Source organism: Empedobacter sp. GD03861 (genome assembly GCF_029840885.1).
Lineage (GTDB): Bacteria > Bacteroidota > Bacteroidia > Flavobacteriales > Weeksellaceae > Empedobacter > Empedobacter falsenii_B.
This window is the reverse complement of record NZ_JAOCDJ010000019.1, coordinates 1-24,485: the sequence shown is the minus strand read 5'-3', so window position 1 is coordinate 24,485 and position 24,485 is coordinate 1. Positions and strand designations below refer to the sequence as shown.

Annotated in this window: 26 protein-coding genes and 3 tRNA genes; 21 read left to right on the top strand and 8 right to left on the bottom strand. The window is 32.2% G+C overall.

Annotation, left to right across the window (positions count from 1 at the left end):
• Positions 1–207: 207 nt before the first annotated feature.
• The 6 genes from N5D03_RS09890 to purD all read left to right on the top strand — a co-directional run bounded on the left by N5D03_RS09890 (position 208) and on the right by purD (position 6,645).
• A complete protein-coding gene (locus N5D03_RS09890; protein ID WP_280036522.1) occupies positions 208–1,887 on the top strand; it encodes a helix-turn-helix domain-containing protein in 1,680 nt (559 codons plus the stop codon).
• 129 nt (positions 1,888–2,016) lie between these two features.
• Positions 2,017–2,517, top strand: coding sequence for a peptidylprolyl isomerase (locus N5D03_RS09885; RefSeq protein ID WP_038332370.1), 501 nt, complete (start codon positions 2,017–2,019; stop codon positions 2,515–2,517).
• Positions 2,518–2,676: 159 nt separating this feature from the next.
• Positions 2,677–3,237 carry a phosphoribosylglycinamide formyltransferase gene (gene purN, locus N5D03_RS09880; RefSeq protein ID WP_038332368.1) on the top strand — a complete coding sequence of 187 codons (561 nt, stop codon included), beginning with the start codon at positions 2,677–2,679 and terminating at the stop codon, positions 3,235–3,237.
• A gap of 89 nt (positions 3,238–3,326) precedes the next feature.
• Entirely contained in the window at positions 3,327–4,838 is a 1,512-nt protein-coding gene (gene purH / locus N5D03_RS09875; protein WP_280051526.1) for a bifunctional phosphoribosylaminoimidazolecarboxamide formyltransferase/IMP cyclohydrolase, read from the top strand.
• A gap of 109 nt (positions 4,839–4,947) precedes the next feature.
• On the top strand, positions 4,948–5,307 hold the full coding sequence (locus N5D03_RS09870; protein ID WP_280051525.1) for a four helix bundle protein: 360 nt from the start codon (positions 4,948–4,950) through the stop codon (positions 5,305–5,307).
• A gap of 45 nt (positions 5,308–5,352) precedes the next feature.
• Positions 5,353–6,645, top strand: a complete 1,293-nt coding sequence (gene purD / locus N5D03_RS09865) for a phosphoribosylamine--glycine ligase (protein WP_125349024.1) — start codon at positions 5,353–5,355, stop codon at positions 6,643–6,645.
• Positions 6,646–6,702: 57 nt separating this feature from the next.
• On the opposite strand, the gene N5D03_RS09860 is transcribed toward purD, so the two are convergent.
• From N5D03_RS09860 to N5D03_RS09850, 3 genes are read right to left on the bottom strand one after another with little or no spacing between them, the layout of a single operon-like run.
• The gene (locus N5D03_RS09860; RefSeq protein WP_114999543.1) at positions 6,703–7,089 is read right to left on the bottom strand and encodes a hypothetical protein; all 387 of its coding nucleotides are present in this window, start codon (positions 7,087–7,089) and stop codon (positions 6,703–6,705) included.
• Positions 7,089–7,310: a VF530 family protein gene (locus N5D03_RS09855; RefSeq protein ID WP_038332359.1), complete on the bottom strand. Its 222-nt coding sequence runs from the start codon at positions 7,308–7,310 to the stop codon at positions 7,089–7,091. Before N5D03_RS09855 ends, N5D03_RS09860 begins: the two co-directional genes overlap by 1 nt.
• Positions 7,311–7,361: 51 nt before the next feature.
• Positions 7,362–8,306: an ADP-ribosylglycohydrolase family protein gene (locus N5D03_RS09850; protein ID WP_114999545.1), complete on the bottom strand. Its 945-nt coding sequence runs from the start codon at positions 8,304–8,306 to the stop codon at positions 7,362–7,364.
• 207 nt (positions 8,307–8,513) lie between these two features.
• On the opposite strand from N5D03_RS09850, the gene N5D03_RS09845 reads away from it, so the two are divergent.
• The 5 genes from N5D03_RS09845 to mtgA all read left to right on the top strand — a co-directional run bounded on the left by N5D03_RS09845 (position 8,514) and on the right by mtgA (position 12,046).
• Entirely contained in the window at positions 8,514–9,410 is an 897-nt protein-coding gene (locus tag N5D03_RS09845) for a J domain-containing protein (protein WP_280051524.1), read from the top strand.
• 4 nt (positions 9,411–9,414) lie between these two features.
• Positions 9,415–9,672 carry a chaperone modulator CbpM gene (locus tag N5D03_RS09840; protein ID WP_125349027.1) on the top strand — a complete coding sequence of 86 codons (258 nt, stop codon included), beginning with the start codon at positions 9,415–9,417 and terminating at the stop codon, positions 9,670–9,672.
• Between the two features lie 67 nt (positions 9,673–9,739).
• Positions 9,740–10,654 (top strand): 23S rRNA (adenine(1618)-N(6))-methyltransferase RlmF, encoded by a 915-nt coding sequence (rlmF, locus tag N5D03_RS09835; RefSeq protein WP_114999549.1) that lies wholly within the window; start codon positions 9,740–9,742, stop codon positions 10,652–10,654.
• Between the two features lie 111 nt (positions 10,655–10,765).
• Positions 10,766–11,281 carry a c-type cytochrome gene (locus N5D03_RS09830; RefSeq protein WP_280051523.1) on the top strand — a complete coding sequence of 172 codons (516 nt, stop codon included), beginning with the start codon at positions 10,766–10,768 and terminating at the stop codon, positions 11,279–11,281.
• Between the two features lie 93 nt (positions 11,282–11,374).
• On the top strand, positions 11,375–12,046 hold the full coding sequence (gene mtgA / locus N5D03_RS09825) for a monofunctional biosynthetic peptidoglycan transglycosylase (RefSeq protein WP_125349030.1): 672 nt from the start codon (positions 11,375–11,377) through the stop codon (positions 12,044–12,046).
• Between the two features lie 37 nt (positions 12,047–12,083).
• On the opposite strand, the gene N5D03_RS09820 is transcribed toward mtgA, so the two are convergent.
• Both N5D03_RS09820 and N5D03_RS09815 read right to left on the bottom strand, forming a co-directional pair.
• Positions 12,084–12,566 carry a GNAT family N-acetyltransferase gene (locus tag N5D03_RS09820; RefSeq protein ID WP_125349031.1) on the bottom strand — a complete coding sequence of 161 codons (483 nt, stop codon included), beginning with the start codon at positions 12,564–12,566 and terminating at the stop codon, positions 12,084–12,086.
• Positions 12,567–12,599: 33 nt separating this feature from the next.
• Positions 12,600–13,355, bottom strand: a complete 756-nt coding sequence (locus N5D03_RS09815) for a glycerophosphodiester phosphodiesterase family protein (protein WP_280051522.1) — start codon at positions 13,353–13,355, stop codon at positions 12,600–12,602.
• Positions 13,356–13,523: 168 nt separating this feature from the next.
• Here N5D03_RS09815 and guaA point away from each other — a divergent pair, with 168 nt between their 5' ends.
• The 9 genes from guaA (at position 13,524) to N5D03_RS09770 (ending at position 20,575) form a co-directional block, all read left to right on the top strand.
• A complete protein-coding gene (gene guaA, locus N5D03_RS09810; RefSeq protein ID WP_280051521.1) occupies positions 13,524–15,056 on the top strand; it encodes a glutamine-hydrolyzing GMP synthase in 1,533 nt (510 codons plus the stop codon).
• 73 nt (positions 15,057–15,129) lie between these two features.
• The gene (gene xpt, locus N5D03_RS09805) at positions 15,130–15,699 is read left to right on the top strand and encodes a xanthine phosphoribosyltransferase (RefSeq protein WP_115001284.1); all 570 of its coding nucleotides are present in this window, start codon (positions 15,130–15,132) and stop codon (positions 15,697–15,699) included.
• 153 nt (positions 15,700–15,852) lie between these two features.
• The gene (locus N5D03_RS09800; protein ID WP_115001283.1) at positions 15,853–17,025 is read left to right on the top strand and encodes a hypothetical protein; all 1,173 of its coding nucleotides are present in this window, start codon (positions 15,853–15,855) and stop codon (positions 17,023–17,025) included.
• A 145-nt stretch (positions 17,026–17,170) separates the two neighbouring features.
• Positions 17,171–17,241: transfer RNA gene (locus N5D03_RS09795), tRNA-Gln, on the top strand.
• Positions 17,242–17,333: 92 nt separating this feature from the next.
• Positions 17,334–17,404: transfer RNA gene (locus tag N5D03_RS09790), tRNA-Gln, on the top strand.
• A gap of 39 nt (positions 17,405–17,443) precedes the next feature.
• Positions 17,444–17,514, top strand: a tRNA-Gln gene (locus N5D03_RS09785).
• Positions 17,515–17,595: 81 nt separating this feature from the next.
• Entirely contained in the window at positions 17,596–18,138 is a 543-nt protein-coding gene (locus N5D03_RS09780; RefSeq protein ID WP_038334626.1) for an RNA polymerase sigma factor, read from the top strand.
• Between the two features lie 44 nt (positions 18,139–18,182).
• Entirely contained in the window at positions 18,183–18,740 is a 558-nt protein-coding gene (locus tag N5D03_RS09775) for a C40 family peptidase (protein WP_038334631.1), read from the top strand.
• Positions 18,741–18,748: 8 nt separating this feature from the next.
• Positions 18,749–20,575, top strand: coding sequence for a hypothetical protein (locus N5D03_RS09770; protein ID WP_280048984.1), 1,827 nt, complete (start codon positions 18,749–18,751; stop codon positions 20,573–20,575).
• A gap of 54 nt (positions 20,576–20,629) precedes the next feature.
• Here the strand turns inward: N5D03_RS09770 and N5D03_RS09765 are convergent, their stop codons facing one another.
• Together N5D03_RS09765 and rbfA are read right to left on the bottom strand one after the other, a co-directional pair.
• Complete coding sequence (locus N5D03_RS09765) at positions 20,630–21,814, bottom strand: FtsX-like permease family protein (protein WP_219034704.1); 1,185 nt, start codon at positions 21,812–21,814, stop codon at positions 20,630–20,632.
• A complete protein-coding gene (rbfA, locus tag N5D03_RS09760; protein ID WP_038334637.1) occupies positions 21,814–22,173 on the bottom strand; it encodes a 30S ribosome-binding factor RbfA in 360 nt (119 codons plus the stop codon). Before rbfA ends, N5D03_RS09765 begins: the two co-directional genes overlap by 1 nt.
• 94 nt (positions 22,174–22,267) lie before the next feature.
• Between rbfA and N5D03_RS09755 the strand changes: the two genes are divergently transcribed.
• Complete coding sequence (locus N5D03_RS09755; protein ID WP_019975256.1) at positions 22,268–22,666, top strand: group III truncated hemoglobin; 399 nt, start codon at positions 22,268–22,270, stop codon at positions 22,664–22,666.
• Positions 22,667–22,727: 61 nt separating this feature from the next.
• Here N5D03_RS09755 and N5D03_RS09750 read toward each other — a convergent pair whose 3' ends face one another.
• Positions 22,728–24,101: an NAD-dependent succinate-semialdehyde dehydrogenase gene (locus tag N5D03_RS09750; protein ID WP_280051520.1), complete on the bottom strand. Its 1,374-nt coding sequence runs from the start codon at positions 24,099–24,101 to the stop codon at positions 22,728–22,730.
• Positions 24,102–24,485 lie beyond the last annotated feature (384 nt).

Genomic DNA, 24,485 nt, shown 5'->3' with positions numbered 1-24,485 from the left:
TTTTTGGGATTATTTGTTTTTGATTAAGATTGATCCTTGTTATAAAATTTTGTAGTTTTTTTCTTAAATAAAAAAGCTTAATTAAAATACAATAGCTTTTAAAGTTAATTCATTTTCTTTTTTTTAATTTATTAAGCATTTCCTCACCTCATTCAATCTTCGTATCTTTGCATTTCATTCAAAAAACTCCAAATTCACTCATAAGTTATGCAACAATCAAAGGCTTTGGCAATTCTAAAATCTGGTCGAAATGTATTTTTAACAGGTTCTGCGGGTGCCGGAAAAACTTATGTGTTAAATCAATACATTCAATATCTTAAACAACATGGCGTTCCTGTTGCTATAACGGCTTCTACGGGAATTGCTGCGACGCACATGAATGGTCAAACGATACATTCTTGGGCTGGAATTGGAATAAAAGATTATGTTTCTGATCGATATTTGGCTTCGCTTCGCGACAAGAAATATTTCCGAGATAAAATGGACAAAGTAAAAGTCTTAATTATTGATGAAATCTCGATGCTGCACCGAAATCAGTTGGATGCGGTTGATTATGTTTTGAAGTTTTTCAAACAAAACGATGAACCTTTTGGAGGTGTTCAAGTAATTTTTTCGGGTGATTTTTTCCAGTTACCGCCGATTGGTGAAGAGTGGGAAGAATCGAAAGATAAATTCTGTTTTATGTCCGATGCTTGGGTTCAAGCAAAAGTGCATATTTGTTATTTGACAGAGCAATATCGTCAAACAAATAATGCATTGAATGATATTTTGAATGAAATTCGTTCGGGGAATATTTCGCAAAAAACAGTTGATTTATTAGAAACTCGAATCGAATATTTTCCAGATGAAATAGATTCACAAACTCGTTTGTATACACATAATATGGATGTGGACCGAATTAATAAAGGTCAATTGATTAATATTGATTCTTCTTCCAAAACATTTGAAGCAAAAGTTGCGGGAAATCCAGCTTTGGTTGAGGTTCTTAAAAAATCTGTTTTAGCAGAAGAAGTTTTAGAATTGAAGATAGGAGCGAAAGTGATGTTTGTTCGTAACAATTTCGAAGTTGGTTTTGTAAACGGAACGCTTGGAAATGTTTCGGGGTATACTGAAAAAGATGAGCCAATTATCAAAACATTAGATGGAGAATTTTACGTTGCAAAACCAGAAACGTGGGCAATAGAGGACGAAAGCGGAAAAGCATTGGCTTCATTCACACAAGTTCCGCTGCGTTTGGCTTGGGCGATTACAATTCATAAATCGCAAGGAATGACGTTAGATTCTGCGTTTATAGATCTATCAAAAGCGTTCGAAAAAGGACAAGGGTATGTTGCACTTTCACGTTTACGAGATTTAAATTCGTTGATGTTACACGGATTGAATCAAACAGCTTTAGAAATTGATTCACTTGCAATGAAGGCAGATAGACGTTTTCAGGTTTTATCGAATGAAATGGATGAGTTTCTAGATGAAAAAGAATTGCAAAACTCTTGGGCTGCTTTTATCCGATATTCTGGTGGAACTTTGGATAAAAAACAAATTGCAAAAAATATCGAAAAGAATAAAACCAAAGAAAAAGGACAAAAGAAATCGACTTACGAAATTACATTAGAATATGTGAAAGAAGGTTTGTCTTTGGATCAAATCGCAGAGAAAAGAGGTTTAACTACTTCAGCAATTGTCGATCATATTGGTAAAATCAAAGAAAGTGAGCCTGATTTGGATTATTCAAAATTTAAACCTTCTGATAAAATTATTGATAAAGTTCGATTAGCGTATAGTGAAATCGAATTTGAAGAGAATAAAGTTTTAAAACCAATTTATGATTATTTCAATGGTGAAATTGGTTATGAAGACATCAAAAAAGCATTACTTTTTATAGATTAAATAAAAATTGTCAGTTCAAAAATCTAAATAACTGACAAAATTGGTCAAATTATTCGAAAGGAATAGTTGTTGTTAAAAGATAAGTATTAAAAATGAACGCTTTTTAAAAGCATCCATAATTTACAATTTATGTCAATAGAAAACAATAATGTAGTTTCAGTAAACTACTCATTACATACCATCGAAGCGAATGGTGAAAAAGTATTTGTAGAACAATCAAATACAGAAGAGCCATTAACTTTTTTATTTGGAGCTGGAATGATGATTCCAAAATTTGAAGAAGAATTAAAAGAATTAACAATTGGTGATAAAAAATCATTCGTAATTACTCCAGCAGAAGGATACGGTGAAAGAGTAGAAGAAGCTGTTGCTCAATTACCTTTAGATATGTTCAAAGAATCTGGATTGCCACCAGTTGGAGCAATTTTACCTTTGACTGATGATGCAGGAAATCAATTCCGTGCTTCAGTTGTAGAAGTGACAGAAGAGGCTGTAATTGCAGATTTGAATCCTCCAATGGCAGGAAAAACATTAGAATTTGAAGTTGAAATTCTTAATGTTCGTCCAGCAACTGAGGAAGAATTATCTCACGGACACGCACATGGAGTTGACGGAACTCAAGGGCACTAAAAAATATTTTCAAAAGGCTATTTCAATTTGAGATAGCCTTTCTTGTTTTTAATTGTGAATAAATCATTAATAAATAGATTAAATCCACGTTATATTTTTCGACTTGCATCAACTAAAATCTTATCTTTGTAAAACAAACAAGATTACTTACAAACAAACATGAAAATAGCTGTATTTGTTTCCGGTGGCGGAACAAATCTTCAAAATATTATTGATGCAGTTGAAGACGGAACGTTACCAAATGTCGAGATTTCGATGGTAATGGCAGACCGAGATTGTTATGCAATAGAACGATCGTTGGATAAAGATATCCGAACGTATGTCTTAGACCGAAAAACTTTTTCGGAAGATGCTGAACATAATTTAGAAGGAGAAGAAATCGACCTTATTGTTTTGGCAGGTTTTTTAACCATATTATCTCCAGAATTTACCTCGAAATGGGGCTCGAAAATGATTAATATTCATCCTGCATTATTACCAAAATTTGGTGGAAAAGGAATGTATGGCGCGAAAGTTCACAAAGCAGTTTTAGAAGCTGGTGAAAAAACATCAGGAGCAACTGTACATTTTGTAACGGCTGGTGTAGACGAAGGACAAATTATTTGTCAAGGAATTTTTGAAATTGAAGAAGGTGATGAAGTAGCAGATTTACAGCGTAAAGTTGCTGAGGTAGAAAGTGAAATCTACATTAAGGCAATCAAGCAAATCAGCGAAGCATAAAATATAGAATGCCTCAATGTTGTGTACATTGAGGTTTTTCATTTCCAATAAAATAGTAAACAAACAATAAACTTTAAAAACTAAACACAATGCAAAAACAAGCGCTAATAAGTGTTTCGGACAAGTCGAACTTGTTAGAATTTGCAAAATTCTTGGTTGAACAAGATTACAAAATCTTATCAACTGGAGGAACATTCAAACATTTACAAGACAACGGAATCGAAGTTACAGAAGTAAAAGATGTAACTGGTTTTCCTGAGATTTTAGATGGTCGCGTAAAATCTTTACATCCTGCAATTCATGGTGGTATTATGGCGCGTCGTTCGGACGAAAATCATATGGCAACAATTGCGGAACATGGAATTAACCCAATTGATATCGTTATTGTAAATCTTTATCCTTTCTTCGAAAAGATGAATACAGGTCTTTCTGAAGCGGAAATGATTGAATTTATTGATATCGGTGGTCCATCAATGTTACGTTCTTCTGCAAAGAATTTTTATGATGTAACAGTTGTAACGGATGTGAATGATTATGAAGTAGTGATGAATGAAATTCGTGAGAATGGTTCAACTTCTATCGAAACGCGTAAATTATGTGCTGGTAAAGTATTCAACTTAACTTCTGCTTATGATGCGGCGATTTCTACTTACATTTTAGGAGAAGATTTTCCTCAATTTTTAGAGTCTTCTTACGAGAAAGTGATGGATTTACGTTATGGAGAAAATCCACATCAAAAAGCAGCTTATTATGTTGATAAAACGAAAAATGGCGCAATGAAAGATTTCGAATATTTACAAGGAAAAGAACTTTCTTTCAACAATATTCGTGATATGGATTTGGCTTATAAAGTGGTTTCAGAATTTGAGGAAACAACTTGTTGTGCAGTGAAACATTCAACGCCTTGTGGAGTGGCAATTGGAGAGAATGTTTTAGAAGCTTATGAAAAAGCGTATGAATGTGATCCAATGTCAATTTTCGGTGGAATCATCGCTTTCAATAGAGAAGTTGATGGAAAAACTGCGGTTGAATTAAATAAAATTTTCTTAGAAATTGTAATTGCACCTTCATTTACAGAAGAAGCGTTAGAAATTTTTAAACAAAAGAAAAATTTACGTATCATCAAAGTGAAGAATCCTGTGTCGGATAAAGTTACTTATGTAAAAGTTGATGGAGGACTAATTGTTCAGTCTACAGATAATCAGTTTTCAACAGATCTTAAAGTAGTAACAGAAGCTCAACCGACTGATCGTCAAATGACAGATTTAGTTTTTGCTCAAAAAATTGTAAAATGGGTAAAATCTAACGCGATTGTTGTAGCAACGAATGGTCAAGCTTACGGAATCGGAGGAGGTCAAACAAACCGCATTTGGGCAGCTCAACAAGCGATTGCTCGTGCAAAAGAAAAAGTGGAAGAAGATTTAGTTTTAGCTTCTGATGCATTTTTCCCTTTCCGTGATGTAGTAGATTTTGCAGCAGAAAATGGAATTAAAGCAATTATTCAACCAGGTGGATCAATTAAAGATCAAGAATCTATTGATGCTTGTAACGAACGCGAAATTCCAATGGTTTTCACAGGAATGAGACATTTTATGCACTAATTGATAATTAGTTAATGTGCTAATTTGAAAATTCGTCAATTCGAGTGTTTTCGTAGAAAATGTATCGAGAATAGGATTTTCAATTATTATTAAAAACTAAAAGTGAATAATGAAAAATGTTTTGAAAGATAAGAGTTATAATTTTGCTTTAGAAATTATTAAACTTTCAAGAAATATTATTCAAAATAAAAGTGAATATATTTTAGGAAGACAATTAATGAGATCTGGAACAGCAATTGGTGCTCTTATTCGAGAAGCTGAATTTGCTCAATCAAAGAAAGATTTTATCAATAAAATGAGTATTTCGCTAAAAGAGGCAAACGAATCGTTATATTGGTTAGATTTATTAAATGATTCAAATTTGATTGAAAATAATATATATACAAATCTGAAAAAACTTAATTTAGAATTAATCGCAATATTAGTCAGCTCTATTAAAACGGCTAAAGCAAGTTTAAATTCTAAATAGATTTTTCGTTTATCATTATTCATTTTTCATTAAAAAATTAAAACAATGGAACAAAATAATAGCGCAAACCGCGAATCGCAAACCGCAACTCGCATCTTAGTAATCGGTTCAGGTGGTCGTGAACATGCAATAGGATGGAAGTTTGCTGAAGATTTCAAGCAAAAAGGACAAGATTTAGAATTGTTTTTTATTCCAGGAAATGCAGGAACAGCTCAAATCGGAACAAACGTTTCAGTTTCTTCGATTGAAGAAATGAAAAATTTCGCGAAAGAAAATCAAATCGATTTAACTTTTGTTGGACCAGAAGCTGAATTAGCAGAAGGTATCGTTGATATTTTTCAGAAAGAGAATTTAAATGTTTTTGGACCTCATAAAGCAGCTGCGCAATTAGAAGCTTCTAAAGCTTTTGCGAAGGATTTTATGGATAAATATGGTGTGAAAACAGCAAAATATAAAAATTTTCAAGGACCAATGTTGGCGATTGATTATTTGAAAACACAAGATTATCCAATTGTAGTGAAAGCCTCTGGTTTAGCGGCTGGAAAAGGAGTTATTATCTGCCAAGATTTTGAAGAAGCAAAACAAGCTGTTTTGGATATCATGGAAGATAAAACCTTTGGTGATGCAGGAAACGAAGTGGTTATTGAAGAATATTTAGAAGGTTTTGAAGCCTCTATTTTGTCTTTCTTTAACGGGAAAAAAATCGTTCCATTTGTTTCGGCAAAAGATCACAAGAAAATTGGTGAAGGAGAAACTGGTCTTAATACTGGTGGAATGGGCGTTATCGCTCCAAATCCATTGTTTACGGAAGAGCATTTCAAAATGTTCGAAGAAGAAATTATGGAGCCAACAAAATGTGGTTTAATTAAGGAAAGATCAGAGTTTGCTGGTGTTATTTTCTTTGGATTGATGATTACAACAAAAGGTGTTTATTTGTTGGAATATAACCTAAGAATGGGCGATCCAGAAACGCAAACAACTTTACCTTTGTTAGAAAATGATTTGGCTGAGGTTGTAAATAAAGCAATTAAAGGAGAAGATTTTGACTTGACTTTCAAAAATCAACATGCGTGTTGTGTGGTGATGGTTTCGGGAGGATATCCAGGAAATTACGACAAAGGTTTTGAGATTCGTGGTTTAGAAAATGTAACTTGTCCTAATTTTATTGCTGGTGCAAAATTATCAGGTGAACAAATTGTTACTTCTGGTGGACGCGTAATCAACATAGTTGGATTAGGAAATACATTAGAAGAAGCACGTGAAACTGCTTACGAAAACATCAAAAAAGTACATTTTGATTACGAATATTATCGAAATGATATTGGAGTAATTCAATAAAAAATACAGTTTATATTATTAAAAAATGCGTTTCAAATGAAACGCATTTTTTTTAATTTATTCTGAAAATTCGACGTGATAAACATCGCTTTTATTTCGATTTATTTTTCGATATTCAAATCCTCCAGCTTGCGGAATAATTTCGACTAAATCAAATGATTGACAACTTTTGGGCAAACCATTAAAAATTAAAGTGAAATGAAGAGACGAACCTTCTTCGATATACGTCCAATTTGGATACATTGTAATTCCGTCCGCAAAAACCAATTGACAACGTTTTCCTGATTGATTATCAATAATAAAAGTAGAAGGCCAAATACGTGCAGCATTTGCATATTCATCTGCCGCCATACAACAATGTATAATAACCTGACTTTCTTCTTCGATATTGGTTAAGAGCTCAGAATCAATAAAAATCTTTTCTTCAAGAATAGTTGCACTCATTATTTTGCAATTTTCTTAATGTACAATTCTTCTACTTTTGCACGTGCCCAATCTGTTTTTCGAAGAAATTTCAACGATGATTTCAAACTTGGATTATCATTAAAACATCTGATGTTAATTTGATTTCCCAAACCTTCCCAACCGCCGTAATAAATTACTAATTCTTCGATAATATCGTCTAAACGTTTTCCGTGTAATGGATTATTTTTTTGACTTTCCATTTTGCAAATTTACGAAAATGTTTTTGGTGAATTTAGAATAGTTCAAGCTTTCTAAAATTCATATTTTTCTTCCAATTGTTCTGCTAAATGTAAAATATCATTCACTCGCGCCAATTGTTCAATCCAATTGGTCGGAATTGTTTCTGCATCATAATAAATCCCTGCAATTCCACCAGCAATACAAGCAATTGTATCGGTATCATGTCCTAAATTCACCGCTTTCAAAACACAATCTTTATACGAACTTGTATGTAGCAAACACCAAATAGAAGCTTCTAAACTATCCATGACATAACCAGTTGATTTAATTTCATCTTCTTTTAAATCAATTAGTTTTCCACTTAAAATTCGTTCGAAATATGTAAATTCATTTTTATAAATTTCATTTTCTTCTAAGAATAATTTTAACCAAAAATTTGTGTTCAGATAAGCTTCTTCTAGATTTTCGGCATCTAAAACGTTCAACGCAAATTCAATATAATAAATACACGCCAAAACAGAACGATTGTGCGCATGCGTGATAGAAGAAACTTCTTTGACGATTTCACAGCGTTCATCAATCGATAAATCTTTCGTGAAAATTGCTAAAGGAAGAATACGCATTAACGATCCATTTCCATTATCAGATTCGGATGTAGAACCAGCCTCAATTGGATTTTTTACAACTCGTAAACGATTTATTGCTTTTCGTGTAGAAATTCCAACATCAAAGACTTCTCCGTCAGCCGTCCAATAACCTTCGTGCATCCACATCTGAAATTTTTCTGCAATATCATTCACATTATAACCATTACACAACGATTCAGCCAAGCAAAACATCATCGAACTATCGTCAGAAAAAGTGCCAGGAGGCATATTGTATGTTCCATAACCCATCATATCTGTGACAGGATTTTGTTGTAAATATTGCCTACTTTTAAACTCAACTGGAACTCCTAATGCGTCACCAACCGCCGATCCAATTAATATATTTTTCGAAAAATTTTTTCTATTCATAACTTTCTTTTATAAATGAAAAATAATTGTTTTTTTTGAATATATCCAAATTATTTTTGAAAATTTATAAATTAATCATAATAAATTTATTCATTTTAGATAAAATATTAAAAATTTTATAATGAATAAAAAGAATAAGTCGTATTGTCAGTTTTGAAAAAATTGGAACTGATTTTGATTAAATTACCACACAAACTTATTATTACTATGGCTTTTATAGATTATTATACAACATTAGGTCTGCAAAAGACCGCATCACAAGATGAGATAAAAAAAGCTTATCGGAAATTGGCACGTAAGTATCATCCCGATCTTAATCCAAATAACGATGAAGCTGCACAGAAATTTAAAGAATTAAATGAAGCAAACGAAGTGTTGAGCGATCCAGAAAAACGTAAAAAATACGATAAATATGGAGAAAATTGGCAACATGGTGAAGAATATGAAAAAGCTCGTCAGCAACAACAGCAACAATATCAATATAGTAATAGCGATTTTGATGGAGCTGAAGGTTTTGGTGATTTCGATGGCTATTCAGATTTTTTCAGTTCGATGTTTGGACGCGAAGGAAGGAGTAGATCAACAGGTTATAAAGGGCAAGATGTTAATGCCAGTTTGACACTAAATTTGACAGATACATTGACTTCGCACAAACAAACTTTTGCGGTGAATGGTAAAAATATTCGAATTACAATTCCGGCTGGAGTAGAAGATGGACAAACGATTAAGATAAAAGGTCACGGAGGAAAAGGTTATAACAATGGACCCAATGGAGATTTGTATATCACGTTTCATATCGAAAATAATACCTCGTTTGAAGTGAATGGAGCAGATTTATCTACTACTATTGTAGTCGATTTATACGATGCAATTTTGGGTGGAGAAGCAATGGTTGATACGCTTTCTGGAAAAGTAAAAGTTCCGATAAAAGAAGGAACGGAAAATAATAAAAAGGTAAAATTGAAAGGAAAAGGTTTGCCAATTTATAAGAAAGATGATCAATTTGGAGATTTGTATGTGACATTTTCTGTAAAAACTCCAACTAATTTATCAGCAGAAGAGAAAGAATTATTCGAGAAATTACGTTCACTTAAAAAAGCTTAAAACCATGAAAAATGTAACGATATCTGTTATTCAGTTTAGTAAATATCATCAGATTGAACCTCAATTTGTGATTGATTTGTACAAAAATGATTTGGTTGTTTTGCATGAACGTAACCAAGAATATTTTATCGAAGAAAATGATTTGAAATTAATCGAACGATTTATTGAATTTCATTATAATTTGGGCGTTAATTTAGAAGGTTTAGAAGTGATTCATCATCTTTTGAAACAAATCGAAACGCTACAAAAACAACTTAAATAATCGAAATCAAAAGCAACCTTTGCAGAAAACTGCAAAGGTTGTCTTATTTTTGCATAAATATTTTTGTATGGATACTCCCGAAAAGAAGAGTAAATTAAAAAAATTACATTCGCGCAATCGTCATTTAGCGCCTTATAATTTCGAAAAATTGTGTGCGATTTATTCGCCACTTTCCAAATATATCAAACCCAATAAAGAGAACGAACCAACGATTAATTTCTCGGATAGAGAAGCTGTAAAAGCGTTGAACAAAGCGTTGTTGAAAACATATTATGACATCGATTATTGGGAATTGCCAAAAGATAATTTGTGTCCGCCAATTCCTGGTCGCGCCGATTATATTCATTACGTTGCCGATATTTTGGGCGAAAGTTTCGATGGAGTAATTCCGCGAGGAAAAGATGTAAAAGTCTTGGACGTTGGTGTTGGTGCGAATTGTATTTATCCGATTATTGGAAATTACGAATACGATTGGAATTTTGTTGGTGCAGAGTTGGATTATGCTTCTTTCAAAAATGCGGAAGAAATTGTCAAGAAAAATGCTCGATTACGTAACAAAGTTGAGATTAGAATGCAATTTAATCCAAACAATATTTTCAAAAATATCATCAAACAAGGCGAAAAATTTGATATTACAATTTGTAACCCTCCATTTTTTAGATCAAATCAAGAAGTGATGGAACAAACAATGCGTAAACTGAAAAACTTGGGGCAAAAATCTGATCAAAAACCAATTCAGAACTTTGGTGGAAATAATTCTGAGCTTTGGTGTAGAGGAGGAGAGCGTCTGTTTATCACGAAAATGATAAAAGAAAGTGCAGACTATAAACATCAAGTAAAATGGTTTACAACATTGGTTTCTAAGAAAGAAAATGTTCGAATTTTAGAAGGAATTTTAAAACGTGAAAAAGTAAGAGATTACCGAATTGTAAATATGCAACAAGGGAATAAAATTTCGCGTTTATTAGTTTGGAGATTTTAATTGATTTATTTTTAATTCATTAAAGGTTTTATTTAAAATTATTCCAAATTTTTCTGAAGGGTTTATTCGGTTTAAGATTTGTTTTACCTTGTATAAACAAAATTATTACAAATGAAAACAAATAGAATAATAGCTTCTTTGGGAGTTTTAGCGTTGATGTTTAGTATCTTTTCGTTTACAACTTCTCGCCAAATTGACACAGGAAAAGCAATTTCAAGTTCAGAATGGAAAAACCTAAAAGTGTTACCACAAAACATTTCAGAAGATAGTTTGAAAGGTTTGATGCGCGGATATAATGCTGCTTTAGGAGTGAAATGTAATTTTTGCCACGCCGAAAATCCAGATACGAAAAAGATGGATTTTGCAAGTGATGCAAAAAAAGAAAAGGAATTTGCACGTCATATGATTGTGATGACACGTGATATAAACGCAAAAAATTTCAATTGGGAAAATGCAAAAAATCCTGAAATGATCAATGTTGTAACATGTGTAATGTGCCACAGAGGAAACGAAAGTCCTACAAAATCATTGATTGAGCCTGTAAACGTTGACTTGAAAAATGTGAAAGATGTTGCAAAAGAAAAATTAGCTCCGGCATCTGGTTCAACGAAAGTTGAGAAAAAATAAAGAATAGAAATATAAGCTCCATTTTTGGAGCTTTTTTTATTTTCAAAATTCAATAAATCGTATAACTTTGCTTTCATAATTTAAAGAAATAAAATGTTTAAATTTATTCGTAAGGTTGTAATTTATCTTTTTGTAGCTCATCTTGTATACATTGTTGTGTTAAAGTGGATTAATCCGCCGTTCACGATTACGCAAGTTCAGCAAGGTTTTGAACAAGGAAAATTTAAGCGCGATTATATTTCCTATGACGAAATGGGACGAAATATAAAATTGGCTGTAATTGGTTCTGAAGATCAAAAATTTCCTGTGCACAATGGATTTGATATGGATGGAATACAGGAAGCGATTGAAAAGAATAAAGAAGGTAAAAAACTTCGTGGAGGTTCTACGATTTCTCAACAAGTCGCGAAAAATGTGTTTTTGTGGCAAGGTCGTTCTTGGTTGAGAAAAGGATTGGAAGTTTATTTTACGTTTATGATCGAAAAAATTTGGGGCAAACAACGTATTTTAGAAATGTATTTGAATACTTCTGAAATGGGAATTGGTGTTTTTGGTGTTGAAGCAGCTTCTGAATATTATTTTAATAAGCCTGCTAAAGATTTAACTAAAAATGAAGCGGCTCGAATTGCAGCAGCTTTGCCATTGCCTCGAAAATATAATGTGAATCCGCCTTCGTCTTTTATCAGTAGACGCGCTAGTCATATCGAGCGACAAATGCGAAATATACAAGGAAGCACTGATTTGGAAAAGGTTTTAGGAGAATAAAATAGAAAAGAGAAGTTAATAAGCTTCTCTTTTTTTATTACTCTCTCCAATTAATTTTAACTGCAGAAATTTTATCTAACTCTAAACGAGTTTCAGGAAGTAAATTGAAATCATTTTTCATATAAAAAGCCAACGGAGAACGATAAGGCTCTCCATTTGCTTTTGTATCTTTTTCGTGGTCGATTACCCAACCATTTAGTTCTGTCGAAAATGTTTTTAATCGATTAAGAATTTTACGTCCTAAACCAATTTGATGCAATTCGCTATCCACAATTATTGCAAACCATTTCTCATAATCTCTTTCAAAAATTACCGCCCAAGCTTGCATTTGATTGTTTTCATCTACAGCAAAAAAATGTTTTGCATCAATCAAACTATTCAAATAATTTTCGGTGTCCTGTAAACTCTCAAAAGTCAGATTAATAGGATATTCATTGTTCCAAATTTTAAAAATATACTCTTTATGAATTTGGTTCAATGTTGTAAATGAATAGATTTCGAATGAATTAAGTTGAGGCATAAAATGATTTCTTATTCCGCTAAATATACTAATTTATTTAGTCAAAATTTCTTTTAAAATCAAAGGTTTGTCAGTTGTAATATAATCAGCTTTCATATCGATCATTTCTTGCATCACTTTTGGGTCGTTAACTGTCCAAACATTAACCAATAATCCCAAGTTTTTCGCTTCTTTCACCCAAGTAGGATTTTTCTGAAAAATGCTGTAATGATAATCAATTCCATTCCAATTTCTCTCTTTTACTTCTTGAGGAGACAAATCTCCGGCTAAATAAGAAACGTGAAATTTTGGTGCTAATTTCTTAAATTCATCACAAATATTTTGACTAAATGAAATGATTTCAACTTGTTTTTCTACTTTATGTTTTTTGATGATTTCAATCGCTTTTTTTACTGCACGATCTTCATTTTCTTTTGATGAGTGAGGTTTTAATTCGAAAATTAATTTGACATTCTTATTCTTTTTTCCTTGTTCAAAATATTCTTCTAAAGTTGGCATATTTTCGTTGTTAGCTAATTTCAACGTTTTTAAAAGAGAAGAATTTGTAGTTTCGATTGTATGACCTTGGTAATGATCATCATGATTCACCATCAAAACATCATCAGCACTAATTAATACATCAAATTCAGAACCATAAGCACCAATTTCTTGTGCAGATTTTAATGATTTAATCGAATTTTTTGCGTTGTTTTCGGTGTCCCAATAACCACGATGAGCAATAATTTTTTGAGCATTTGCCATGTTTGTAAGCATAAAGGTTGTTAAGGCAGTAAATATAATTTTTTTCATGATGAATTGTTTTTTCAAGGTAAAATTATTTCGATTAATCGGTTTTAAAGTTATGAAAATATTAAGTTCTTGGAAAACTATAAAAATCTACCTAAAAGAATGAAAAATGACGTGAATAAAATTGTGATTGCGCCGAATTTCACTTAATTTTGCACAAAGACAAACACAATGACGCAAGGAATTATTATTTTAGATTTTGGCTCGCAATACAATCAATTAATCGCGCGCCGAATTCGAGAATTTGGAGTTTATACAGAAATTATTCCCTACAACACTTCGATCGAAGAAATCAAAAAACACAATCCAAAAGGAATTATTTTATCAGGAGGACCTTCTTCAGTTTTTGGAGATGAAGCCGCTTTGGTAGAAAAAGAATTATTCGAAATGGGCGTTCCTGTTTTAGGAATTTGCTATGGAATGCAATTGATTTCGCATTTATTAGGTGGAGAAGTTAAGAAAGGAGAAAAAGGAGAATATGGAAAATCTGAATTAACAGTTTTAGCTCAAAACAGTTTATTCGCAGGAGTTCCAGAACAATCTACAGTTTGGATGAGTCACTTCGATGAAGTGATGACAGCGCCAATAGGATTTACAATTTCAGGAAAATCAAATATAGATATTGCAGCAATCGCAAACGAAGATAAAAATATTTTTGCGGTACAATTTCACCCAGAAGTTACACATTCAGAATATGGTTCAACAATGTTAGAAAACTTTGTTTTCAATATTTGTCAGGCTGAAAAGAATTGGGTTTTAAAAGATTTTATCGAAACAGAAATTGCTCGTATAAAAGAAGTAGTTGGTGATAAAAAAGTGATTTTAGGACTTTCAGGAGGTGTTGATTCTTCTGTTGCAGCGGTTTTAATTCATCGTGCAATTGGCGATCAATTAACGTGTATTTTTGTTGATACTGGTTTATTGAGAAAAGATGAAGGGAAAAAAGTAATGGAAAATTACGGAAAGCACTTCAACATGAACATCAAAATGGTAGATGCTTCAGAACGTTTCTTAACAAACTTGAAAGGTATCGATGAACCAGAAGCAAAACGTAAATCAATTGGTAAAGATTTCGTGGCTGTTTTTGATGAAGAATCAAATAAATTTGAAGATGCAGCATTCTTAGCACAAGGAACTATTTATCCTGATGTAATCGAATCGCAATCTGTAAAAGGACCTTCTGCAACAATCAAATCGCATCACAATGTTGGTGGATTACCAGAAGATATGAAACTTCAATTATTAGAACCATTACGCGAATTATTCAAAGATGAGGTTCGTAAAGTTGGAGTAGAATTAGGTATTCCTCGCGAATTAGTTTACCGTCATCCATTTCCAGGACCAGGTTTAGGAATTCGTGTTTTAGGTGAAGTAGACGAAGAAAAAGTTAGAATTTTACAAGAAGCAGATCAAATTTTTATTGACGAGCTTTATGCACATAATTTATACGACGAAGTTTCTCAGGCTTTCGTGGTTTTATTACCTGTAAAATCTGTTGGTGTAATGGGAGACGAGCGTACGTACGAATATACGGCGGTTGTTCGTTCTGCAAATACGATTGATTTTATGACAGCAACTTGGTCAAAATTACCTTACGAATTCTTAGAATTAGTTTCGAATAGAATTATCAATGAGGTAAAAGGAATTAACCGTGTAGCCTACGATATCAGCTCAAAACCACCAGCAACAATCGAGTGGGAATAAGCTAAAAAATATATCAAAGCCAGCCAATGTGCTGGCTTTTTTTCTATGTAAACTTTAAAAAACTAAATATTAAATGGAACTTTTAAAAGAAAGAATTCTGAAGGATGGAAAAAGTTTCGATGGTGGAATTCTAAAAGTTGATAGTTTTATCAACCACCAAATGGATCCTGTTCTGATGAAAGCAATTGCGTTGGAATTTGTCCAGCGATTTTCGGATTTAAACATTAATAAAATCATTACAATCGAAGCGAGTGGCATTGCACCAGCGATTATGGTTGGATTAGAATTGAATTTGCCTGTTGTTTTTGTGAAGAAAGCAAAACCTAAAACGATGGCAGATTTTTATGCGTCGCAAGTGTATTCATTCACGAAAGACCGAACGTACGATGTTTGCGTAAGTAGTCAATTTTTGAATGAAAATGATCATGTTATTTTTATTGATGATTTTTTAGCGAATGGAAATGCAGCTTTAGGTGTTAAAAGTTTAATAAAACAAGCAGGTTCTGATTTGGTAGGAATGGGATTCATCATTGAAAAATCATTTCAAGAAGGAAGAGAGAGATTGATAGATCAGGGAGTGAGAGTAGAATCTCTCGTTCGTATTGATTGGCTTGCTGAAGATTCAATTGAATTCGTCAAATAATTTGACAAAATTGTTAAATTTATTTTTTTATAATTTTAAAGATTAACTTAGAAATAAATTAAACACTTACTATTATGAAAAAAACTTTATTTATAGCAACAATATTACTATCTCAATTTTCTTTTTCTTAGGAAAAACCATATTTAGACGCATATGAAAGTAAAATTACTTGCTTTAACACTTACAATCTTACTATTTACAGCTTGCAATTCGTACAAAACGGCGAATTCAGCATTAGTTTCTGGTAATTTTAAGCAAGCTTTTGAGCAATCTACACAAGCTTATTTCAAAAATCCATCGGAGAAAAATGGAATCAAATATGTTCCATTAATTTTTGAAGCTTATCATAAAGGACAGCAAGAAGATGAAAATAGATTAAAACAAATTGAAACGTTGACTAATCCTTCTAAATATCAGGAAGCGTATCAAATTATTAATCGTTTGCAAGAAAGACAAAAAACGATTGCTGGAATTGATGGAAGATCGATTAGCGGGAAAACCTATAATTTCAAAACCAAAGATTATTCAGCAGCTTATAAAACGATTCAAGAAAAATATGCGCAATTTTTGTACGATGATGCAAAATCTTTTTTAAATCAAGGAGGAAAATTGAATGCGCAAACGGCCTATCAAAAGTTTCAAGTTTTAGAAAGTGTTTATTCTAATTATAAAGATACTCGTAGTTTGATGAATACCGCTCGCACAAACGGAATGTATAAAGTTTTGGTACAATTGGTAAACAACACCGAAGTTGTTATTCCTAAACTACTAGAGAAAGATTTGTTAGATTTTAACTCATATGGATTGGATTCTAATTGGACTGAATTTTACACAGGAAAACTAAATAGCTCGTATGATTATGTAATTCAATTAAGTTTTGAGACGATAAATGTTTCACCTGAACGAGAAAAAATTGAGGTGCATAATTTTGAGAAAAAAATTGTTGATGGTAAAGAAGAATTGGTGCAAAATGGAGTAGTGGTAAAAGATAAAGACGGAAAACCCGTGATGGTAGATCGTTATATTACAGTAAAAAGTAGATTCGAAGAAGTACAACGTATCAAAGAAGCTGCAATTACAGCGAGATATTATTTGATCGATAATCAAAAAGAACAAGCCATTGATTCTAAAAACTTAGCAAGTCAGTTTATTTTTAGAGATTCTTACGGAACTTACAAAGGAGATCGACGTTCTTTGGATCGAGATTATATAAATATGATTGGTAGAAGACCAGCTCCATTTCCATCAAATGAGCAAATGATTTTTGATTGTGGACAAGATTTGAAACGTAAATTCAAGAACGAAATCATCCGTATGAAGCTTTGATAAAAAAAATGTAAAAAATTTAATCATTTTTTAAAATTCATTTTCAATAGCTTATCACATAAAACGTCTGTTTTAGCTAAAAACTTGTAAAATTAGTTTTGGTGAATTAAAAAACCTTTCTATATTTGCACAGCAATTAAGACATAGACCCATGGTGTAACGGTAGCACATCGGTTTTTGGTGCCGCTAGTTGGGGTTCGAATCCCTGTGGGTCTACAAAAGTCTTATGCCTCGATAAGCAATTGTTGAGGCATTTTTATCTAACCTAGTTAAGAGAAAAGTTGCAAAAATTGAAATAAAATTTAGTCAGACCCATGGTGTAACGGTAGCACATCGGTTTTTGGTGCCGCTAGTTGGGGTTCGAATCCCTGTGGGTCTACAATTTTTTCTTTTCAATTTTAACATAATAATCATGGACAGACCCATGGTGTAACGGTAGCACATCGGTTTTTGGTGCCGCTAGTTGGGGTTCGAATCCCTGTGGGTCTACAGATTTTAAGCTTCAATATTTTTATTGAAGCTTTTTTTATACTATATATTTTGTTATATTTATCATAATTGATTTAGTAAATGACATTAGAGGACATAATTTTAGAAGCTAAAAAAGGGAAACGAAATGCTCAGAACGCAGTGATAGAGGTTTTGTGGAACAAAGTTTATCATTATGTATTTTCTAAGATTAGAAACGAAGAAGAAGCCGAAGATATCGCTATAGAAACGTTTACGAAGGTTTTTACAAAATTGAAATTATATAACGAAGATTTTGACTTTACGACTTGGGTAATTTCTATCGCACATAATACGATGATTGATCATATCAGAAGATCTCCAAAACTGAATATTTCTCTTGATGATGAAACCAATTTTTTAGAAATTTTAGAAGATCATCCTTCGCCAGAAGAACATTTGATTTTAAAACAAGATAATGACACGCTGATAAAAGCTATTGCAAAATTGAGAGAACCTTATCAAAAAATTATAGAATTGCGTTATATCGAAGATAAAACATACAAAGAGATTGCTGAAGAACTCAATTTGACCTTACCAAATGTTAAAGTTCGTCTTTTAAGAGCCAAACAATTGTTAACAGAGGTGATGCAAGATAATATTTAGTAAATTTATTCGTTGAAAATTTGTTGAAGAAAACTGGATCGAAAATGAAGAAGCACATATACCTTACAACAATTATTATCGCAAGTTTATTCTTGACGTCTTGTGGAAGTAGTAAAGTAACTTCGTATAAGAAAACTGGTTCTAAAAAAGTTTATACTTCTTCCAAAAAAAACGAATCTACAGAGGTTTTTCGTTCTAAAAATGCTGATGATAGTGCGCCTCGTGATATAAATAAAATTCTAAAAACGGCAAAATCTTACTTAGGAACACCTTACAAATATGGTGGAGTTACGAAAACAGGTTTCGATTGTTCGGGACTGGTTTATGTAAGTTTCAAGGAAATGAATTTAGAATTGCCTCGTCGTTCGAGTGATCAAGCTGAATATGGAAAAGAAATTACAATCGAAAATGTTAAAATAGGTGATTTAATATTTTTTAATACTTCAGGAAATTCAATCTCTCATGTAGGTATTGTAGAAAGTATTAATCATGACGGATCAATCAGTTTTGTACATTCTTCAACTTCGAAAGGTGTCATCATTTCTTCCCTTGATGAAAATTATTGGAAAACTAGATTTGTAAAAGCGGTTAGACTTTTATAACTTGACGTGTGCTTAAAAAAAGAACTATATTATTAACTTTTTTTGGATTACTATTTTTTAGTTTATCCATAGTTGTTAATGCTCAAGAAGATAGTGTCAAAATTGATACAGTTAGAATTGAGAATAAAAATCATTCTAAGTTTAGAAAGTTTTACCAAAAATTATTATTCAAGAAAAAACCAACGAGTTTTCCTATTCTGCCCAATAATAATGTAGGTGATGGAAAATATCAAGGAAAAATTATTCGAAATATTTACTACAAAACACAAGACCCTTTCGGATATTCTTTGCAGGACACGACAAGAAAACCGACAAAATGGATTGAAAGAACTGGAAATACACTACACGGGAAATCTAAGCAATTTGTGTTGCGTCAAAATATGTTGCTGAAACTAGGAGATAAATATGATTCTGTAAAAGCAGCTGAATCTGAGCGTTTAATACGTACCAATCGTTCTATTCGTCGAGTAGAGATTAAGGAAGAAGCTGTCGGGAATGATTCGGTTGATTTATATGTCAATTCAATTGACTCTTGGAGTATGTTTATTACAGGTTCGGTTTCGAGTTCAAAAGCTGGAATTCGCATTAGAGAGCGAAATTTTTTAGGTTTAGGACATGTGTTTGATAATCGTTACCGTCACAATTACAAAACAGGAAATTCGTTATATCAATTTAATTATACGGTTCCAAATATTGCCCAAACTCGAATTATTGGGAATGTACGTTATTTCAAAAATGAAGATAATCATTATACAAAATCAATCAGTTTTGTACGACCTTTTTATTCGCCATTAGCACATTATGCAGGTGGAGTTTCGGTTGGACAAGTGTATTTTAAAGATTCATTAGATTTCGAAAAACCTATTTTGGTTGATAACCATTTCAAATATAATTACCAAGATTATTGGTTGGCAAGAGCGTTTAGAATTGATGATGGTCATTCAGAAAATATTACCAATTTTATTGTTTCAGGGCGATTTTATGATCGATCTTATACCGAAACACCAACTCCAGAAAACGATCCTGTGAACTTTTTTTCTGACCAAACGAATTATTTAGTAGGGATAGGAATTTCTTCAAAACGATATATCAAAACAAAATATATTTTCAATTATGATATTGAAGAAGATATTGCGATAGGGAAATCATTGGGCATTATAGGAGGAATTCAAAATATTCGTCAAACTGATCGTTATTATCTTGGCGGAAAAGCTTCTGCTGGAGGTTTTTTAAATACCGGTTTTTGGGGATTTGGAGTTGAGTTTGGAGGATTTTTTAATAAAGGAAAATTTGAACAAAAAACGCTGTCTGTAGAATTACAATATATGGCAAAGTTGATAAATTGGGGAAAATGGAAGTTCAGAAACTTCATGAAAACTAATTATCTTTTGGGACATGATCTTTTAGATTCTCCTGCGGATCAACTTTCGCTTCATGAACATGATTATTTGGGAATGGCAGGTTTCAAATCGGATAGAGGATTAACAGGTCAACAGAAATTAATGTTCGAGTATCAATTGCAATCTTATACGCCTTACGAGTTTTTAGGATTTCGTATTTCGCCATTTTTCAATGCGATGGTTGCGGCAATTGGAGATAACAAAAAATTTATACTGAATAATAACCCAATTTATTCGCGTTTTAGTTTGGGTGTGATGTTGACAAATGATTATTTTGTGTTTAATAATATTCGTTTTTCATTGTCGTATTATCCTTCAATTCCTGGACAAGGTGATAATCTAATCAAGACAAATTTATTAGATAATAGAGATTTCCAAATGATGGATTTCGACTTCTCAAAACCAAATTATATTCGTTGGAATAGGTGGGATTAAAGTATAAAAAAAGCTTGAAGATTTCTTCAAGCTTTTTTTATGTCTTAATATTTTTTATTTCACTTGTCTGGAAACGATCCACGAAACCAAGCTTCCCAAACCTAAAACAGTTACAATAACTGCAACAAAGTTTTCGACAGAAAAGATAAATGGAAACGGAACAGTTGGCGAAGCCATAACCAAACCAAAATCTATTTGTAATAATCCAATAACAGAGGCGATTAATAAACCTGTTGTCATCGCAATAAAGGTGATAATAAAACCAGTTTGGAAGAAAATATTACGAATATTTTTTCGTGATAATCCAAAACTATACATCGTCTGAATTTCTTTCTTTTTATCCAAAATCAAGATAATAATTGTTCCTGCCAAATTGAAACATGCAATGATAATGACTAACGTGAAAATCAAATAACTGATTAAGTTTTCCATATTCATTACTTTCAAGAAAGCTGAATCTAAATCTTGTCTGGTTTCGATTTTATAATGAGAACCTAATATTTTTTGAAGTTGAATTTTTACTTCGTTAAACGATTTTTTTCCAGTCGTTTTTACCTCAATTGAATAACATTGATTTTCGTTTAACAACAATAATTCTTGCGCCAAACCTAAAGTCGTAAATATGTGTTTGTCGTATTGTTCGTTCAAAATAAACACGCCAACACTGTACGCATCTTTGCGTGTAAAAGCATCGCTTTCTTGTTTTATTAGACCTGTTCCAGCTTTTGGCATCATCAAATCTGCTGGCGTTATCGGATCGATATAAAGTTGCAAACGCTCTGCAATTCCATTCGAAACAATAAAATTATCATCGCGATTAAAGTCTAAATATTGTCCACCATAAATTACCGTATCTAAACGTGTAATTTTGGTGAAATTTTCGTCAACACCTTTCAAATAGGCAATATCTTGCTTTCCTTTGTAATCGATGTAGACTTTTTCTTCGATGATTTTAGAAAAAGCTTTGACATCTTTTTGTTGCTTCAATTGATCCACAACAAAAGTTAAACTGTCCAATACTTTTCCTTTCGAAGGTGATATTTTAATTTCAGGATTTACATTGCTATAATACTTTAAATTCATTTTTTCTAATCCCGAAAAAACGGATAAAATAATAAACAAAGCCGCTGTAGCAACCAAAATAGCACCAACAGCAATCGATGTAATAATGTTTACGGCGTTTGTATTCGTTTTCGAAAAAATGTAGCGTTTCGCAATGTAAAGTGAAATGTTTCTCATTATAAGATTGGATTATTTCCTTCTCCTCTTAGCGCTTTGTCGATTTTATCCATTTCGTCTAACGAATTATCTAAAATGAAAATTAATTCTGGTGTAATACGCATTTGTTTAGAAGCACTTTTTGATAAAATTCCTCTAAATAATGGTGTATTCACTCTAATTTCTTTGAAAATTTCGTCTTTTTGAGTACTTGGAAAAATACTTACATAGATTTTAGAAACGCTCAAATCTGGTGTTACTTTTACTTCTGTAACACTAATCAAATTTCCAGGGAATTCCTTTACAGCCCATTTTCTAAAAGCTTCTGCTAATTCTTCTTGAAATAATTTACTTACTTTTTGTTGTCTATTGCTATCCAATTCTATTCATTTTTATGAGACTGTAAAATTACTGCATTTTTTCGTGATTAAAAACATTGATGAATTGAATTAAGTTCTTTGTAAATTTGTTTTAATGAAAAAAGATATCGAAACTTCAGAAGATGTTGCTTTATTGGTAAATACGTTTTACGATAAAGTGCAAAAAGATGATGTCATTGGTTACTTTTTTTCGGAAGTTGCAAAGGTAAATTGGGACGAACATTTGCCGCATATGATTCAGTTTTGGGAAACTGTTTTATTAGGAAAAGCAACTTTTGAAGGTTGGCCAATGCGAACACATTTGGTTTTGAGTCAGAAAGAGAAATTAAAACCGCATCATTTCGAGCGTTGGATTGAATTGTGGTACGGAATAATTGACGAAAAATTTGAAGGAGAAATAGCAAATGAAGCAAAAAATAGAGCAAAAATTATGCGTGATTTAATTCTTTTCAAAATTGACCAAATGGAACAAAAACAAGGGTTTATTCAATAAAAAAAATGCAGCTTCATAAAAGTTGCATTTTTTTTGTATAATTTGATTAATGATTGAAAAATTATTTCGCAATCATGATTAATTTTTTATTGATAAACTCCATAATTCCAGCTTTAGAAAGTTCGCGTCCGTAACCCGAATGTTTCACACCACCGAAAGGTAAATCTGGGCTTGAAGAAACTTGTTTGTTTACGTAAACCATTCCCGAATCTATTCTACGAGCGATTTTCTCCGCATTCGGAACATCTTCTGTATAAATAGAAGCACCTAATCCGTAAGGCGTATCATTCGCAATTTTGATTGCTTCTTCTACATCCTTCACTTTCCAAATACAAACTACAGGTCCAAAAACTTCTTCGTCATAGGCCTTCATTCCAGGTTTTAAATCTGTTAAAATTGTTGGTTGTAAAAAGAACCCATCACGATCAATACGTTTTCCTCCTGAAACAATTGTTGCTCCTTTATTAGCTGAATCATTAATTTGATCCAATAATTTTTCTAACGCGCTTTCCGAACTTACAGGTCCCATATTGGTGTCAGCATGTGTAGGGTCGCCAACTTTCATTCCGTTTATATAGTCCGTAATTTTTTTCAAATATTCATCGTAAATACCTTCTTGTACTATAATACGTTTCGAAGAAGTACAAGCTTGTCCAGCATTACGTAAACGACCGTTAATGGTTCCGTTCATCACTTTTTCGATATCCGCATCATTCAAAACGATCATTGGATCAGAACCACCAAGTTCTAAAACCGAAGGTTTTACATTTTTACCAGCGATACTTGCAACCTCTGCACCAGCAACTTCTGAACCAGTTAAAGATACACCAACAATTTTTGGATTATTAATAATCGAATCTGTGTCTTTTCCTGACATCAATAAGTTTTTGTACAAACCTTTTGGAGCGCCAGCAGCAGTAAACATTTCTTCGAAAGCGATTCCACATTGCGGAATATTAGAAGCCGTTTTCAAAACAACTGTGTTACCAGCCATAATGTGAGGCCCAGCAAAACGTGCAATTTGAGAAAAAGGAAAGTTCCAAGGCATGACACCTAATAACACACCAATAGGTTCTGAAACCACATAAGCGTCACCTTTTTCTGTTTGTAAAGGAACATTTGCCAAGAATTCTTCTGCATTATCAGCGTAATATTCGATGATATTTGCACTATAATCAATCTCGATTTCGCTCTCATACAATGGTTTTCCCATTTCTGTTGTAATCAAAGCAGCTAATCGAGTTTTTTGCTTGCGCATTTCGTTTGCAACACGGTTCATAACAGCTTTTCTTTCTTCGAAAGATTCGAATCGCCATGTTTGATATAATTCGTTTGCGTCGTCTATATATTGATTGATTTCTTCGCTTGTGTAGGCTTGAAATTCTTTTTCGATTTTACCTGTAGCAGGATTTAATGTTCTGATTGAACTTGCCATTTCACTCTTTATTTAATGTATACAAAGTTGTAGCAATTCTCGTTCCTAACAAAACTTTTAGGATAAATAAAACTGATAGTTTGTTGAATTAAACTAAATGTAGTTGATTGTTTAGTTTTTATATTAATTTAAGCTAGATGATTGTTTGCTGAATTCAGAAATTTTTCTTTTCTAAATGTTTAAGGTTTTAGATTTCTTAAAGATTTTTGAAAGATGATAAGTCATTCTGATTTCTATGACAAAACCAAGTTATTTTTATAAATATTTTGATTTTTAATTAGTGCATAAATCCGATGAATAATTTTATTTCTAACAGCATTTAAAACAGACATTTTATTTTTCCCTTCTTCTACCTTTCGATGATAATAAATAGCCAAGTCATTA

What these genes read in the sequence shown, in the direction of transcription:
- N5D03_RS09890 (WP_280036522.1), top strand. Translation starts at nt 208, where the DNA reads ATGCAACAATCAAAGGCTTTGGCAATTCTAAAATCTGGTCGAAATGTA.
- N5D03_RS09885 (WP_038332370.1), top strand. Translation starts at nt 2,017, where the DNA reads ATGTCAATAGAAAACAATAATGTAGTTTCAGTAAACTACTCATTACAT.
- purN (WP_038332368.1), top strand. Translation starts at nt 2,677, where the DNA reads ATGAAAATAGCTGTATTTGTTTCCGGTGGCGGAACAAATCTTCAAAAT.
- purH (WP_280051526.1), top strand. Translation starts at nt 3,327, where the DNA reads ATGCAAAAACAAGCGCTAATAAGTGTTTCGGACAAGTCGAACTTGTTA.
- N5D03_RS09870 (WP_280051525.1), top strand. Translation starts at nt 4,948, where the DNA reads ATGAAAAATGTTTTGAAAGATAAGAGTTATAATTTTGCTTTAGAAATT.
- purD (WP_125349024.1), top strand. Translation starts at nt 5,353, where the DNA reads ATGGAACAAAATAATAGCGCAAACCGCGAATCGCAAACCGCAACTCGC.
- N5D03_RS09860 (WP_114999543.1), bottom strand. Translation starts at nt 7,089, where the DNA reads ATGAGTGCAACTATTCTTGAAGAAAAGATTTTTATTGATTCTGAGCTC.
- N5D03_RS09855 (WP_038332359.1), bottom strand. Translation starts at nt 7,310, where the DNA reads ATGGAAAGTCAAAAAAATAATCCATTACACGGAAAACGTTTAGACGAT.
- N5D03_RS09850 (WP_114999545.1), bottom strand. Translation starts at nt 8,306, where the DNA reads ATGAATAGAAAAAATTTTTCGAAAAATATATTAATTGGATCGGCGGTT.
- N5D03_RS09845 (WP_280051524.1), top strand. Translation starts at nt 8,514, where the DNA reads ATGGCTTTTATAGATTATTATACAACATTAGGTCTGCAAAAGACCGCA.
- N5D03_RS09840 (WP_125349027.1), top strand. Translation starts at nt 9,415, where the DNA reads ATGAAAAATGTAACGATATCTGTTATTCAGTTTAGTAAATATCATCAG.
- rlmF (WP_114999549.1), top strand. Translation starts at nt 9,740, where the DNA reads ATGGATACTCCCGAAAAGAAGAGTAAATTAAAAAAATTACATTCGCGC.
- N5D03_RS09830 (WP_280051523.1), top strand. Translation starts at nt 10,766, where the DNA reads ATGAAAACAAATAGAATAATAGCTTCTTTGGGAGTTTTAGCGTTGATG.
- mtgA (WP_125349030.1), top strand. Translation starts at nt 11,375, where the DNA reads ATGTTTAAATTTATTCGTAAGGTTGTAATTTATCTTTTTGTAGCTCAT.
- N5D03_RS09820 (WP_125349031.1), bottom strand. Translation starts at nt 12,566, where the DNA reads ATGCCTCAACTTAATTCATTCGAAATCTATTCATTTACAACATTGAAC.
- N5D03_RS09815 (WP_280051522.1), bottom strand. Translation starts at nt 13,355, where the DNA reads ATGAAAAAAATTATATTTACTGCCTTAACAACCTTTATGCTTACAAAC.
- guaA (WP_280051521.1), top strand. Translation starts at nt 13,524, where the DNA reads ATGACGCAAGGAATTATTATTTTAGATTTTGGCTCGCAATACAATCAA.
- xpt (WP_115001284.1), top strand. Translation starts at nt 15,130, where the DNA reads ATGGAACTTTTAAAAGAAAGAATTCTGAAGGATGGAAAAAGTTTCGAT.
- N5D03_RS09800 (WP_115001283.1), top strand. Translation starts at nt 15,853, where the DNA reads ATGAAAGTAAAATTACTTGCTTTAACACTTACAATCTTACTATTTACA.
- N5D03_RS09780 (WP_038334626.1), top strand. Translation starts at nt 17,596, where the DNA reads ATGACATTAGAGGACATAATTTTAGAAGCTAAAAAAGGGAAACGAAAT.
- N5D03_RS09775 (WP_038334631.1), top strand. Translation starts at nt 18,183, where the DNA reads ATGAAGAAGCACATATACCTTACAACAATTATTATCGCAAGTTTATTC.
- N5D03_RS09765 (WP_219034704.1), bottom strand. Translation starts at nt 21,814, where the DNA reads ATGAGAAACATTTCACTTTACATTGCGAAACGCTACATTTTTTCGAAA.
- N5D03_RS09755 (WP_019975256.1), top strand. Translation starts at nt 22,268, where the DNA reads ATGAAAAAAGATATCGAAACTTCAGAAGATGTTGCTTTATTGGTAAAT.
- N5D03_RS09750 (WP_280051520.1), bottom strand. Translation starts at nt 24,101, where the DNA reads ATGGCAAGTTCAATCAGAACATTAAATCCTGCTACAGGTAAAATCGAA.